Annotated in this window: 13 protein-coding genes; 12 read left to right on the top strand and 1 reads right to left on the bottom strand. The window is 45.3% G+C overall.

Features of this window, described 5'->3' with window-relative positions:
* The first annotated feature begins 1 nt into the window (after position 1).
* The 8 genes from OS145_RS09785 to OS145_RS09750 are packed head-to-tail and all read left to right on the top strand — an operon-like array spanning position 2 to position 6,229.
* On the top strand, positions 2 to 493 hold the full coding sequence (locus OS145_RS09785; protein WP_006956253.1) for a DUF411 domain-containing protein: 492 nt from the start codon (positions 2 to 4) through the stop codon (positions 491 to 493).
* 2 nt (positions 494 to 495) lie between these two features.
* Positions 496 to 714 carry a twin-arginine translocase TatA/TatE family subunit gene (tatA, locus tag OS145_RS09780; protein WP_006956252.1) on the top strand — a complete coding sequence of 73 codons (219 nt, stop codon included), beginning with the start codon at positions 496 to 498 and terminating at the stop codon, positions 712 to 714.
* Complete coding sequence (locus tag OS145_RS09775; protein WP_006956251.1) at positions 704 to 2,467, top strand: copper resistance system multicopper oxidase; 1,764 nt, start codon at positions 704 to 706, stop codon at positions 2,465 to 2,467. The genes tatA and OS145_RS09775 overlap by 11 nt, the downstream gene beginning before the upstream one ends.
* Positions 2,468 to 2,478: 11 nt before the next feature.
* Entirely contained in the window at positions 2,479 to 3,222 is a 744-nt protein-coding gene (locus tag OS145_RS09770; protein WP_006956249.1) for a copper resistance protein B, read from the top strand.
* A gap of 27 nt (positions 3,223 to 3,249) precedes the next feature.
* Positions 3,250 to 3,600 carry a copper resistance CopC family protein gene (locus OS145_RS09765; protein WP_006956248.1) on the top strand — a complete coding sequence of 117 codons (351 nt, stop codon included), beginning with the start codon at positions 3,250 to 3,252 and terminating at the stop codon, positions 3,598 to 3,600.
* Positions 3,597 to 4,445 carry a CopD family protein gene (locus OS145_RS09760; protein WP_227016391.1) on the top strand — a complete coding sequence of 283 codons (849 nt, stop codon included), beginning with the start codon at positions 3,597 to 3,599 and terminating at the stop codon, positions 4,443 to 4,445. Before OS145_RS09765 ends, OS145_RS09760 begins: the two co-directional genes overlap by 4 nt.
* 17 nt (positions 4,446 to 4,462) lie before the next feature.
* Positions 4,463 to 4,897: a YybH family protein gene (locus OS145_RS09755; protein WP_006956244.1), complete on the top strand. Its 435-nt coding sequence runs from the start codon at positions 4,463 to 4,465 to the stop codon at positions 4,895 to 4,897.
* Between the two features lie 21 nt (positions 4,898 to 4,918).
* Positions 4,919 to 6,229, top strand: coding sequence for an APC family permease (locus tag OS145_RS09750; protein ID WP_006956242.1), 1,311 nt, complete (start codon positions 4,919 to 4,921; stop codon positions 6,227 to 6,229).
* A 26-nt stretch (positions 6,230 to 6,255) separates the two neighbouring features.
* On the opposite strand, the gene OS145_RS09745 is transcribed toward OS145_RS09750, so the two are convergent.
* A complete protein-coding gene (locus tag OS145_RS09745; RefSeq protein WP_006956240.1) occupies positions 6,256 to 7,002 on the bottom strand; it encodes a MauE/DoxX family redox-associated membrane protein in 747 nt (248 codons plus the stop codon).
* 388 nt (positions 7,003 to 7,390) lie between these two features.
* Here OS145_RS09745 and OS145_RS09740 point away from each other — a divergent pair, with 388 nt between their 5' ends.
* The 4 genes from OS145_RS09740 to OS145_RS09725 all read left to right on the top strand — a co-directional run bounded on the left by OS145_RS09740 (position 7,391) and on the right by OS145_RS09725 (position 14,486).
* Positions 7,391 to 10,096, top strand: coding sequence for a TonB-dependent receptor (locus OS145_RS09740; protein WP_006956238.1), 2,706 nt, complete (start codon positions 7,391 to 7,393; stop codon positions 10,094 to 10,096).
* Positions 10,097 to 10,162: 66 nt separating this feature from the next.
* Positions 10,163 to 10,894, top strand: a complete 732-nt coding sequence (locus OS145_RS09735) for a membrane protein (protein WP_006956236.1) — start codon at positions 10,163 to 10,165, stop codon at positions 10,892 to 10,894.
* Positions 10,891 to 12,537, top strand: coding sequence for a PepSY domain-containing protein (locus tag OS145_RS09730; RefSeq protein WP_040488074.1), 1,647 nt, complete (start codon positions 10,891 to 10,893; stop codon positions 12,535 to 12,537). The genes OS145_RS09735 and OS145_RS09730 overlap by 4 nt, the downstream gene beginning before the upstream one ends.
* A 659-nt stretch (positions 12,538 to 13,196) precedes the next feature.
* The gene (locus OS145_RS09725; RefSeq protein WP_050750004.1) at positions 13,197 to 14,486 is read left to right on the top strand and encodes a TolC family protein; all 1,290 of its coding nucleotides are present in this window, start codon (positions 13,197 to 13,199) and stop codon (positions 14,484 to 14,486) included.

Here is a 14,486-nt window from a genome sequence, read left to right as displayed (position 1 = left end):
TATGTCTATCAAACGCAATATCGCTGTTTTGGCGATGCTGTTTTCCGTGTCTGTATCTGCAACCGATGTAGAAGAGCAGCAACTAACCGTTCTAAAAGATCCCAACTGCGGTTGCTGTGAAAAGTGGTTACAAGCTTTACCCGATAGCTTTAGTGTGTCCGTACAACATCCGAACAACCTGACCCAACGAAAACGTGACTCCGGTATTAGTGCCGAGGTCCAATCCTGTCATACCGCTATTTCTAGTAATGGCTATGTCTTTGAGGGGCACGTTCCTCCTACATTGGTTTCTCATTATTTAGCTGGGAAAAAGTCAGAAAATGGCATTGGATTAACTGTTCCTGGCATGCCGGTAGGGTCTGTTGGTATGGAAATGGGTACTCGGTTTCAACCGTATACGGTCTATGAAATCAAAAAGGACGGTTCAATTACACCTTATCAGCAGATAGCAAGTTTAGAGCAGCAGCAAGCACTCTCAAATGGAGGGCTTTAGCTATGGGATTTGGCGGCATGAGTATGGTTCAGTTAGGAGTTTTACTGGTTATTGTCATTCTTCTTTTTGGTAGCAAAAAGCTACGAACCCTGGGATCCGATCTTGGTAGTGCGATAAAAGGGTTTAAATCATCGATTACTGATGAACCGTCTGATAGGGAAAAGGACATTCAACGTCATCAAAATTTAACCTCAAAAGAGGAGCGTCATAATGAGCAATGAGTTTAACAAAGGGCGTCGAAAGTTTATTAAATCTGCATTCACTGTGGCGTCTGCTTTAGCAATCGCCAAAGTAGCCCCAACTTGGGCTGCTCCTCAGGGACGCAGTTTTAAAGATCAGATCCTGACAAACGATGAGATTGATCTCACCATTGCAAAGTCCCCACTGCTCGTGGGAAATAAAGTAGGAACACCAATAACCATCAATGGCCAAATGCCGGGCCCTTTGATTCGTTTAAAAGAAGGGCAGCGAGCAAAGTTAAACGTGACTAACCGGTTGTCGGAAGACACATCAATTCACTGGCACGGAATTATATTGCCCGAGAACATGGATGGTGTGCCAGGCGTATCTTTCGAAGGGATAAAGCCAGGACGAACGTTCAAGTACCGCTACGATGTCGAGCAAAACGGAACTTATTGGTATCACAGCCATTCCGGTTTGCAGGAGCAACTGGGACACCTGGGGCCGTTAGTGATTGAACCCAAAGACGGAGACATTGGTGCTGATCGAGAACATACCATTATTCTCAGCGACTGGACATTCGAAGATCCGGATACCGTGTTTCGTAACTTGAAAGTTGCGGAGGGGTACTATAACTATCAAAAACGTACGATATTTGAGACCTTCGAGGACGTGCGACAGCAAGGGTTAGAGAAAACCTGGAAGCAACGAGAAATGTGGGGGCAAATGCGAATGAGCCCCCGTGATATTGCGGATGTGACGGGCAGTACTTATACCTACCTGATGAATGGTCGCGATTCAGCAATGAACTGGTCAGCATTGTTTAAGCCTGGTGAAAAAGTACGCCTTCGTATCATTAACGGTTCGGCAATGAGTTTCTTCGACGTGAGAATCCCTGGATTGGAGATGACGGTTGTGGCCGCTGACGGGCAGCCTGTGAAGCCAGTGCCAGTTGACGAGTTCCGCATTGGTGTGGCGGAAACCTACGATGTAATTGTCCAGCCTAAGCAAAACAAGCCTTACACTATTTATGCTGAGAGCTTTGATCGAAGTGGTTATGTCAGAGGAACATTAACGCCAGAACTTGGTCTTGAGGCTGAAGTGCCTGAACTACGGCAAGCTCCTGAGCGAGGCATGGCCGCTATGGGCATGGGAGCGATGGCAATGTCTGGTGATATGAAAGGCAATAGCATGAATATGAAGCATATGGGCGGCAATAACAGCCATATGACGCATAAAATGACACACAAAAAAGAGCTCCCGGTCGAAAACATTAAAATCAAACACCGTGAATCCGGACATGGCGCCGGGGCGGCTATGATTGCTACTAATCCGATAAGCCGTTTGCATGAACCCGGGATTGGATTGGAAGACGTTGATCATAAAGTGTTGGTGTATACCGACTTGATCGGCGCGCATGAATGGCCGGATACGCGAGAGCCTGAGCGACAGATAGAGCTGCACTTAACGGGTAATATGGAGCGTTACATGTGGTCTTTCGACGGGAAGAAGTTTACCGAGGTGGATGGCCCAGTTCAGTTTCATCATGGAGAACGACTGAGGTTGGTGATGGTAAACGATACGATGATGGACCACCCCATACACCTACACGGTATGTGGATGGAACTTGAAAACGGACAGTATCCACGCCCACGCAAACATACGATTAGCCTGAAGCCGAGCGAAAAAGTGTCGTTATTGATAACGGCAGACGCGCCGGGTAGTTGGGCGTTCCACTGTCACCTGTTGTATCACATGAAAGCGGGTATGTTCCGTGTGGTCAATGTCGCATAAGGAGGACTATTATGTACGGTAAATCATTATTAGTGGGTGCGGCGTTGTTGCCAGGTTTAGCAGTCGCCGGACATGCGAAAGAGGACTGGCCTGAACCCGTCAAAGAATATTACACCGGGCAAGTACTGTTCGATCGGTTGGAGTTAACGCGAACCAACGAGGAAGAGAACCTAGCCGTCTGGGACATGATTGCTTGGTATGGCGGTGACTATCACCGAGCTGTTTTCAAGAGTGAAGGGGAGAATGTTCAAGACGACGGTGAGCCCACTGACTTAGAAAGTGCCGAACTGCTGTATGGGTATCTGGTGTCTCCGTATTGGTCGTTTCAGGCCGGTATCGGTACGCGAGGCAGCTTATCGTCGGATGCCTCGATGGAAAACTATGCGGTCTTAAGTTTTATGGGTTTGGCGCCGTACTGGTTTGAAATGGATAATTCTTTGATGATGAACGAAGAAGGCGATGTCCAATTTGTTAGCGAAACCGAGTACGAGTGGCAGTTAACACAAACCTCGTACTTACAACCTCGCATTGAGTTAACAGCCAACCTGACAGACTCAGACAAATATGAACGGCAAAGTGGCTTGAGCAACTTGCGCGTGGGGTTGCGATATCGCCATGAAATAAGTCGTGAATTTGCCCCTTACATTGGTGTGTATTGGAACGGGGCGTTAGGAAATACGGCAGATGAAATGAAACGAATGGGTGAAGACACCACAGAAACAGGCGTGGTCCTTGGGGCCAGAGTTTGGTTTTAATTGATAATAAAACAAAGAGGAAACAACATGAAAAACGTACTTAAATTAGCCTTCGGTACCGCGTTATTTTTTAGTGCATGGGCCAGCGCTCACGTCGGCCTAACATCCAGTAGCCCGGAGGACGGTGCTACTTTGTCCGAGTCACCTACGGAAATTACGATGAATTTTTCCGGTGATGTTCGTCTGGCTAAAATTATGCTGCACTCAGATGACGGTAAAATGCATCCGCTGGACTTTTCGATGAGCATGACTCCCAAAGCAGCGTACGAAATTGCTGTTAAAAACAATTTGGCGTCAGGTGGTTATACGGTTTATTGGACGGCAATGGGTGGGGACAGTCATAAAATATCGGGTGATTTTAGCTTTGAGGTGAAATGATGACCCTTTGGAGTGTGGCCAGCGTTTTAACGTTGGCCTTTATATTCTGGCTTAACGCGGTGATGACTGCCTCGCCTTATATCGTTTATTTGTCCGGTTTAAAAAAGCAGTCTGAACGAAAGAATAGCCTTGTTGCGTTGCTTCTATTACTGGCAAGCCTTCTGTATTTTTTTCTGAAAGTCGGTAGTTTTGCTGCTGAAGGCTTTGCCGGCATGATTGACACGACCTACATGCAGTTTATATGGACCGGCCCTGTTGGGTTGTTCATCCAACTTCAGATAGCGGTTGCTATTGCTTGGATTGTTTACTCCGTTGTTAAGCTAAAACGTATAAAGTGGGTGCTATATGTTGTCGCCATTGGACTCATGGGATGGAGCTTTTTAAGTATTGGTCACGGCAGTGACGCCGTCTGGTGGGGAAAGCTAGCGCTTTTAACACACTTGTTAGTCGCTTGGGTTTGGTTCGGCAGTCTTAACTCATTGCGAAAGCTGGCAACGTCGGTACCGCTTGCTAAAGCGAAAGCCATTATGGAGCGTTTTGGTGTGCATATGTCTGCAGCGGTTCCAATACTCCTTATTGCGGGCTTGGTTATGTATCGTAGTGCAACAGGGCGATGGATGCCAGAGCTGCCGCTTACGTCGTATGACACGGTACTACTAGCGAAACTTGTGTTTGTGGCGCTGATTCTCCTTGTTGCCGCATTGCATAAATTAAAGTTCGTACCGCAATTAAATGATAACGCGGCCGCCAAGCGACTCAAAAACTCCATAACGGCGGAAATGGTATTGGCTGTCACTATTTTTACCCTGGCCTCTGCGTTAAGCAGCGCGTTTTCCCCTAGTTAATGTAAGGAATAATAAGAATGAAATTATTCATGAGTGTTTTTATGGTTTCGGTGCTGTTTATTTCAGCGCCTAGTAGTGCCGAGGAAGTATCTGAACCGACAGTTGTGCTTGATAGGTTTCGAACGGCTTTGACTGAAGGTGACACGGAAGTCGTTAAAGATGTGCTTTCCAATGATGTGTTTATCTTTGAAGGTGGTGGTGTTGAACGATCCTTGGCCGAGTACAGTGCTCATCACCTTAAGTCAGATATTAAGTTTAGCCAGGCGGTTCCTTCACAGTTGCTTGAAAGGACAGTACAAGAAGCCGATGGCCTTGCTGTGATCACTTCTCGGTATAGCGTTTCCGGGGAGTATAACGGGCGTGAGGTTGATTTAACGATGAATGAAACCGTAACCGTATCAAATACGACTGAGTCTGGCTGGAAAATTATCCGGATCCATTGGTCCAACTGAGTTCAATCACAGGAGCTGATTATGGCAGAACACGATCATGAACACGGACATCAGGATTATCAGAAAAGCAGCCTGAGTCTTTGGGGGGCGGTGTCGCTGGGGACTGGTGTGATGATTGGCGCTGGTATTTTTGCACTGACCGGACAAGTTGCTCAGCTGGCAAGAGAGTGGTTTGTCCTGGCGTTTGTGTGCGGCGGTATCATTGCCGGCTTTAGCGCTTACTCTTACGTTAAGTTGGCGAAAGCCTATCCGTCAGCGGGCGGTATTGCGATGTTCCTCAGTAAAGCTTATGGAAAAGGAAGTGTGACGGCGATATTCGCACTCTTGATGTACTTTTCTATGGTGATTAATGAAAGTTTAGTCGCTCGGACATTTGCGTCCTATACCAGCCAATTAATTTCTTTTGAAGCGCAGTGGCTTGTCCCGTTGTTGGCGGTTGGTTTGCTGGTCTTTGCGTTTTTTATCAATATTTTGAGTAATCAGTTTATTCAAACGTTCTCGTTTTTTATGGCCTTTGTTAAGGCTTTAGGATTGGTGATTTTAGCGGCTGGTGGTTTGTGGGCCTCAGGCATTCAGTTTGAATCGATATCGGCTATTCCAGAAGAAGCTACCGGCGGCGGTATTTTAGCGGGGATTGCTTTAAGCATACTTGCGTACAAAGGGTTTACAACAATAACCAATAGTGGCGGTGAAATTGTTGAGCCCAAGAAAAATGTCGGGCGTGCCATTATTATTTCGTTGATTATCTGCGCGTTAATATATGTTCTGGTCACTCTGGCGGTTGGCTCGAGCCTGTCCATAGATGAGATTGTGAAAGCGAAAGATTATGCGCTTGCTGAAGCTGCCAGACCCGTCTATGGCGAGACTGGACTTTGGGTAACGGTCGCTTTTGCAATTGTCGCAACGGTATCCGGTGTGATCGCGAGCGCGTTTGCCGTCTCGAGAATGTTGGCTATGTTGACCAATATGAAACTTGTGCCACACAGTCATTTTGGGATGCCAGGTTCCATTCAGAAGCACACACTGGTTTACACTATCGTGATGGCTATGGTCTTAGCTGCTTTTTTCGATTTGAGCCGAATCGCTTCGCTTGGTGCTATTTTTTATATCGTTATGGACATTGCGATCCACTGGGGGGTATTGAGACATCTTAGACAAAAAGTGAATGCCAATATTTACATACTTGTCAGCGCAATCACGCTAGATGTCATCGTTTTAGCCGCTTTTATATGGGTGAAATGGACAAGCGATCCGCAGGTTATTTGGGCGTCTCTTATCGGTATGGCATTGATTGCCGCTGGTGAGATTTTGTTTTTACGTAAAAAGCGTTAAGAAAAAGAGCGCATAGCGCTCCTTTTCTAGTTCATTGTAAAAAACATCCAGATAGCCATAGCGACCATCATGAGGTTTTCAGTGAGCGAAATGAAGCCTAACGGCACATTACTTGAGCCACCGACACAGGCACATTTTAGCTCACGTTTGTCGACATAAACGGCTTTAAAAACGGAGACAGAACCCACGATGCCTATGAATAACGCAATAGGGATGGAAATGACATGAGCAAATTCCGCTGCCATTAACAGACCCGCCAAGCCTTCGGCGTAGGGGTAAACACGGCCATAAGGCACCCATTTTTTGGCGAGAAGATCGTAGTTGAGAAACATGGTAGAGAATTTCTCTACGTCCTGGAGTTTGAGCAAGGCCAGAACCACCATCGAGAAACTGATGAACCACTCGATGGTTTGTCCGGTAAATGCGCGACCAAAAGACAACCACGACGTGGCTACGGAGAGGAGCGCTGTCATAATAAATAATGCAATAACGGGTCGGTAACTGGTTGCGTCAGGGTCAGGAAGAGGTTTTCCAAGAAAGGCTCGAACCTCTTCGTACCCACCGATGCGTTCATCACCAATAAACACTTGTGGAGTGGTATCGACGTTGTGTTTTTCCTTGAATATGTCGGTTTCCTCGCGGCTTTCCAGTAGGTTGTCGTCCACATCGTAACCGTTGGCTTTAAGTAAGTGCCGGGTTTTTAAACCGAAAGGGCATTGGTGGTCAGGTGTCGACATTCTGTAAAGCGTGGCTTTTTTAATTGATTGACTCATAGCCAAGTTCCTTACGTAAAACTTATGTATTCATGTACGCATTATAGTCGGCAAAAGATTAAAAGCATCAATAATCAGAAGAGGGTAAAAATTCATTAAAAATGAAAAATTATTTTTATTTTGAAAAAAGTGGACAACTTTTTTTATAGCTTTTCTAGTCATCTTGAAGAGCTTATTTTAAAAGATTATTGATACATGAGGATAACTCTAAGTTGAATATACAACTGCTATAGGCTTTGCTGTTAAAGGTTTTTTTATACAACTTTAATCGTTTTTAGCTTGACTAAAATTCTGAGGTTTCTATTCTGAGAGTTGTATAAACAACTTAGATAGCAGTACGAAGTCTAATCGGAAAGTAAAATAATTATAATCTAATCGAGGTGACAAAATGCAAAAGTTACTTAAGTCTGCTGTCGCTATAGGTGTATCTGCGGCACTTTTTAATACAACAACAGTTTGGGCACAGTCAGGATCTGATAATACTCAAGCCGAAGACGTTGAGAAAATCACGGTGACTGGTTCGCGAATTCAGCGAATAGAAGCAGAAAGTGCTGCTCCTGTTCAGGTTTTCACGGCGGAAGATATAGAAGTATCGGGAATGACCTCGGTAGAAATGATTTTACAGAGAATGTCAGCCTCTGCTGGTTTTGCTGGCAGCCAGAGTAATGCCTACTGGACAGGTAACGGCTATGGCACCGCTCAAGTTAATTTGCGTGGGCTGGGCATTAACCGAACGCTTGTACTGCTGAATGGCCGTCGTGTTGTTAACGGCGGTACTGGCGCAAACAGCTCTGTTGACTTAAATATGATACCGGTTGAAATGATCCAGCGCATCGAGGTTCTTAAAGATGGCGCTTCAGCGATTTACGGTGCGGACGCCGTTGCGGGCGTGGTGAATATTATCACCCGTAAAAGTTACGATGGCTTTACTATCGAAGGGCGCTTAGGCTCGACAGATGATGGTGAGGGTCAAGATCGCAAAGTTAATATGATATTTGGCGCCAGCAATGATAAAGGTCGCGTAATGGCGACATTAGGCTATCGTTCTTCAGACGAAGTTAATATGGCTGATCAAGCGGGTTGTGCTTTGGGTGAATTAACGCCAGGCCAACTGGATTGCTTTGGAAGTTCAAGTACCATTGGGGGTAGGGCAACCATATTGACGGGTCCAAATGCTGGTGATCGTATTAATTTCAGTCAAGATGCTGATGGTAACGGTGATTTTTATGAGCCCTACAGCGCTGAGGAACATAACTTTGCATTTTTTCCTTATTTAAATTCGGTTAACCCAATTACAAACTGGAATTTCTCTGCTTTCGGGGATTATCAACTGTCTTCGGATGCGGCGGTTTTTGCTGAAGTTTTATACAACAACCGAACCTCCGATCAATTAGCAACGCCGGGAACATTAAGAGGTATTGAGTTTGATGCCAGCCACCCAACAAACCCAACGGGCGAAACAATTCGACTTGAAGGTCGTCGCTTATTAGAAGGTGGACCAAGAACGTTCTTTCAAGATGTTAATACGTTCAGAACGGTCGTCGGCATGAATGGTGTTATTGGCTCAGGTTGGAACTGGGAAGTTGCTTATAACTATGGCCGTAATACAGCCATTGACGGTATGACCAATATCGTCAATATGCAGCGTCTATCTGCGGGCCTAGACCCTAATACATGCGGCTCCAATGGCATTCCCTGTATCGACTTGTTGGGTTATGGGGATCTGTCTCAAGAGGCATTGGATTACATCATGTTTCGCACGACTGATAATGGGGGGAATGAACAACGTTCATTGACCGCAAACATTTCAGGCGACTTATTTGAAATGCCTGCTGGATGGGTGCCAGTCGCTTTTGGTGTTGAACATCGTAAAGAGAAAGGTTGGCGAAACCCGGATTCATCAATTGTTGCTGGCATTATGAATACCAATCAGGCGGACCCGATAGAAGGGAGCTATACAGTTGATGAAGTTTACGCTGAGACTTCTTTACCGTTGCTGGCGGACTTACCACTGATTCAGTCGTTGAATTTAGATTTAGCGTATCGTTACAGTGATTATGACACCTTTGGTAGTGATGGAAATTATAAAGCGAGCGTTCACTGGCGTGTATCGGATGCTTTGAAAGTGCGGGCGACTCAGTCAACTGCTTTTCGTATTCCAAACATACCTGAACTCTTCGGTGGTGTTGCTGAAGGAAATCTGACAACAACGGACCCGTGTGACGGATGGGATCAAGCCGGCGCTAACCCAACTGTGGCGGCAAACTGTCAAGCAGACGGCGTTCCTGCAGGGTATGAACAATTTGGTGCAACAGTGCTTACCACTGTTGGTGGGAACCCAGATTTAAAACCGGAAGACGCAGATACTTTCACTGCTGGTTTCGTATGGGATATCGGCTCGGCGGACAATTTACAATTGACGGTTGATTACTACGATATTGATATTGAGAATGCTATCCAAAGAATTCCCGGTTCAACGAAGCTGTCTGTCTGCTATAACTCAGAAAATCTATCGCACCCATTTTGCAGTCCGGAGCATTTCACGAGAGATTCTTTAACTGGCGATATTAACTTTTTGTCTGCTCAACCCACCAATGCCGCAACTGAAAATGTGTCGGGTATTGATACGGCTTTGTTTTATAACACCGAGCTGCTGGGTTGGAAAAGTGACTTCAGTTGGAATGTCAGTTACCTAAATGAGTATACATTTGCGCCTTTCGTTGGTGCGGATGAAATTGAGTATGCCGGATATATTACTGGCGGTAGAGGGAGTTATACGCATTGGCGTTCAAACGCTTCGGGAACCTTTATGAAACAGGACTGGCGTGTACATTACTCCGTCCAGTACATTGGACCTGCCGATGACATTAATGCTGCTCCGGGAGATATTGGAGCCCGAGCACCCAGTGTTTTCTATCATAACGTGCAGGGAACTTATTTCGTAAATTCAAAACTGAGCGTGACTGGCGGTGTTAATAACCTTTTTGACAAAGAACCGCCTTATATTCAAAGTTGGACGGACGCCAATACTGACACTATGACATATGACTTGTTAGGCCGTCAGTTATATCTGAAGGTACGTTACAGCTTTTAAAGACTAGACTGGCTGTCGCTTTTCCCTGGGAGCGGCAGCTTTTTTTTATTAAATTTGAGGTAGGGTATGACTCAAAAGAAACGCTCCAGTAGCTGGCGAGTTTGGCATCGTTGGCTATCTTTGATTTTTGGCCTGCAAATGGTTATTTGGACAATCAGTGGCGCTTACATGGTGTTCTTCGATTTGGATTATATTCATGGTGATCACTTAGTTCAGGATATAAGCCAGCCAATACCGAAAGGTGTTGAAATATCAAGCTTAAATGACCTGTTGAGCCGCTATCCAGAAACACGAAAAACGTCGTTAAAAAGCGTATGGCTGAATCAGAAGTTACAGCCGGTGTATAAAATAGAGAGTAACGAGGGAGCGTTTTTAGTTAATGCGGAGTCGCTGCAGCGTATTGATATAACCGAACAACACATTAAAGAGTTAGCGAATCAATATTACACGAAGGATCCCGACGCTATTGAATCGGTCGTTTACATGACTGATAACCCACCAACAGAAGTGAGTGGTGCTTTGTTACCGATTTGGCAGGTAAATTATGACGATTTCGGTAATACCAGTCTGTATTTATCTGAAACGACCGGGGAGCTTTTGGTAAAGCGACATACGTTTTGGCGGGGGTTTGATATCGCCTGGATGTTACACATAATGGACTACGACGAGCGTGTGGATATCGAGACCTGGTGGTTAAAGGGCTTTATTATCGGTACGTTTATTTTAATGATAACGGGCACTGTCCTGCTTTTTTATACGATTACGTTTAAGAGAAAATCGACTGGGGGTGCTCAATGATAAGGTTTATGCAATGGCTTCATCGTTGGGTGAGTTTGGTTTTAGTGATTCAAGTCGCTTTGTGGCTAGTGAGTGGGTTATTTTTTAGCTTAACCGGACATCACGGAATGTCAGGCCACCAATATATGGTCTCAAAAAACTCTGAACCCCCACTTAAAAAAATAGCGCCTCAAATCGATGTTACTGAAATGCATCAACGATTCCCCTTAGCTCACTCCATTGAACTGGTCAGTGTTGCCGGGGTAGGTCAGTATCAGGTGTCTCTGCCAGATGGACGTTTGCTTTACTTCAACGCAGATACCGGTGAACGGTGGTCTACGGACCAAGCTTTGGCGACTCAGCTAGCGCTGAATAGCTACAATGGACCGGGCCAGGTTGAAAGGGTTGAAAGAGTCAAGGGAAGCGATGAAGTGAATGGCTGGAATGCCTCAGGATTCCGCATTGATATCGAGGATGATCTTAATACTCGGATATACATCGATGAAGCCTCATCTCAGGTAGTGGAGCATCGCAATACACCATGGACAATAGCTGACTGGGCATTTCGTCTGCATTTTATGGATTACACTGGTGGCCGAAGCTTTAATCATTTATTGATTTGGAGTGCCGGGTTATTCGCTCTTTGGTTTTCGTTATCGGGCTTAATTCTCTTAGGCCGAAATATTACTAACGGTGACTTTAATCCGAACCGTAAGAGAACGTGGCTAGAATATTTTCAGCAGAAAGGGCAACCAATTGCGAGTAGTTGTGGCGGTGGCGGTACTTGTGGATTATGTAAAGTGACACTACAAGGCAACAGCATACCGAGTCCGACAGCCGCTGAAAAAGCGTTATTGAGCGCTACTGAATTAGAAGCGGGGACGCGCTTATCGTGTCAGCACAGAACATCACCCGACTATGACGTTAAGCTGCATAATGCCGGAGTCGATGATATTGCTTTAACACTTGATTCAAAGCGGCAACTCACTCCATCCATTATGGAGCTTACTTTTGTAAGTTCAGATCCCGTTAGTTATGAAGCCGGGCAATTTATGCAGTTCCGTATTCCACATATAAACGAAATATTGTCACGGCATTACTCGGTTGCTACGCGGCCTCACCCGACTCAGTTTGTATTTAACATAAGGCAGCTGCCATCGCCAAGTGAAGGGATTCCCCCGGGTATCGGCTCAAACTACCTATGTAATCTGGAGGCTGGTGCGCGTGTCGATGCTGTAGGACCATTTGGTGACTTTCAGCTGACGAAACAAAATAGTCACACGCAAGTCTTTATTGGAGGCGGCGCAGGTGTTGCACCGTTAAGAGCGTTAATACAAAGTGAATTAGCAGCAGATTCTCCTCGTCGTTGCATATTCTTTTACGGTGCTCGATATGAAAAGGAACTCTGTTATAGAAACGAGTTTGAAAGAGAAGAGCGGTTAACTTATATACCTGTTCTTTCTGAGAGCGCCAAGTCGGATGACTGGACTGGACCAACTGGTTTTGTGCACGAAACCGCAATGAAGTGGTTGGCCGGCAAAAACAAAGAAACATTAGATATTTACGTGTGTGGTCCTCCGCCGATGCTAGAAGCAACGTTAAAGTCTCTTGCTGACTTTGGTGTTCCGCGAGAACGCATAAAGTTCGATGACTTTGGTATTTAGACTTTAAAATCGCCTAAGTTAGTCGTAAATCTGGGTGGTGATATAGTAGTCGTATCGCCACCTGGATTGACTACCTCGCTATGAGTATCTCTTTTAATTGATTGATCCTTATCAGCAAAAGATATACAATTCAAGCATGTTTTTACAGCAGAACTTCGCATGTATCGTTTAATCATTGCTCTATTGCTATTGGCAGTAACAACAATGTCATTTTCACAAACTATCAGTACGGAAGAGGCCTGTATGCACGATTCTACTGAGCAGGTTTGTGATCTTGCTGATTGCGAAGTGTCGCACTCTCTTACCGATAATTGTTGCTCTGATTCAATGATGCGACATTGTTACAGCCCGTCGATTACTGTCGTTTATTCTGAGCAATCCACCGTTCCGCCTATTGAGAAGCTGGTTTTTAACGCTTCCTCATTCTTAGATACGAATATTAAAGAAAAGCACTCTCTCTCGCTATTTCGGCCCCCAATCTACTCTTAAAAAGTACTAAATTTCTCGCTCCTGGCGCGTTTATCGTCCAGGTAAAAGCACAGCTATAAGCTTTGGTTCGGTCATTGTCGTTACGACGTCGTTCGTCGTCCTCGTTACGGTCCGACTCATAACTTGGTCTGTGTTTAATTTAAAAATTCACAGTTTTTGAGAGTAACAATATGAAACTTTTAAGAAGAATGGCTTATTTAAGTGTTCTGACTGTAGTGGTGCCAAATGTCGTTAATGCACAAGAGCCGCTTTTGAATTTGCAAGAAGCAGTGAGTATCGCTGTACAAGAAGATCCTTGGTTAACGGCAAGTAAGCAAACCCAAGAAGCATTCGCGAGTGAAGCAATAGCCTCTTCCAGTTTGCCTGACCCTCAAATATCGCTCACGGCTGCCAGTTTCCCGGTTGACAGTTTTAGTTCAAGACAGGAAGGAATGACCCAGTTAGTCGTCGGTGTTTCACAAGCATTTCCCAGAGGAGACACATTATCGTTGTCTCGTAAGCAGAAAAACCAATTAGCTCAAAAACAACCGTTTTTGAGAGCGGATCGTATTGCAAAGGTCAAAACAACGGTCACGAAGTTGTGGTTAGATGTTTTTTTCTTTCAGCAAAGTATTCGCTTGATTGAATCGGATAGAGCGCTTTTTGAACAGTTAGTGTCGACGGCTAAGGCGAGTTATACCAGTACCGAGGGAAAAGCACGGCAGCAAGATGTTATTAGAGCCCAACTTGAGCTTACACGCCTGGATGATAGGTTGACGTCACTGCGACAAAAAGAGGAGCAACTTCAAAGCGAATTGTCGGAATGGATAGGTGTTATAGCGAAATCAACGTTACCGGATGACCTTCCGAGTCTTACGCTGAAGAAGACATTGCTATCACCTTCGACAATACCGAATCAAGCCTTGTACGAATTGATAAAAGAACACCCGGTTTTGCAAGCGACCGATCAAGACATTTTGGCGTCGGAGACGTCTGTCGAGCTCGCTCAGCAAGGTTATAAACCGCAATGGTCAGCCAATCTGAAATATGGCCATAGAAACGACGATCCAAGCGGCAATGACCGTGCCGACTTGCTGTCAGTCGGGGTTACGTTCGATGTCCCTTTATTTACTGATAACAAACAGGATAAGCAGGTACGCTCAGCAAAGTTTAAAACGGAAGCAAAAAAAACTGAGAAGTTATTGGTTGCCAGGCAGTTAATAGCCAATTTACGCAGTACGTTTTTACAACTGAACCGTTTGAATGAACGTGCTGCCCTATATCACGAAGAGCTACTTCCACAAATGTCCGCCCAGTCTGAAGCCGCATTGACTGCCTACAACAATGATGATGGCGACTTTGCCGAGGCGGTACGGTCACAGATTGCGGAAATCGACGCAAAAATTGATGCATTAGCAATCGCCATCAACCGCCAAAAATTGATTGCCGAAGCAAACTACTTATTACTTTCAGGAGTGTAA

Origin of the sequence: Idiomarina baltica OS145 (assembly GCF_000152885.1) — a bacterium.
In the GTDB taxonomy this organism is placed as follows: domain Bacteria; phylum Pseudomonadota; class Gammaproteobacteria; order Enterobacterales; family Alteromonadaceae; genus Idiomarina; species Idiomarina baltica.
Note: the sequence above shows the minus strand (reverse complement) of the source record. Positions and strands in the feature narration are given on the sequence as shown.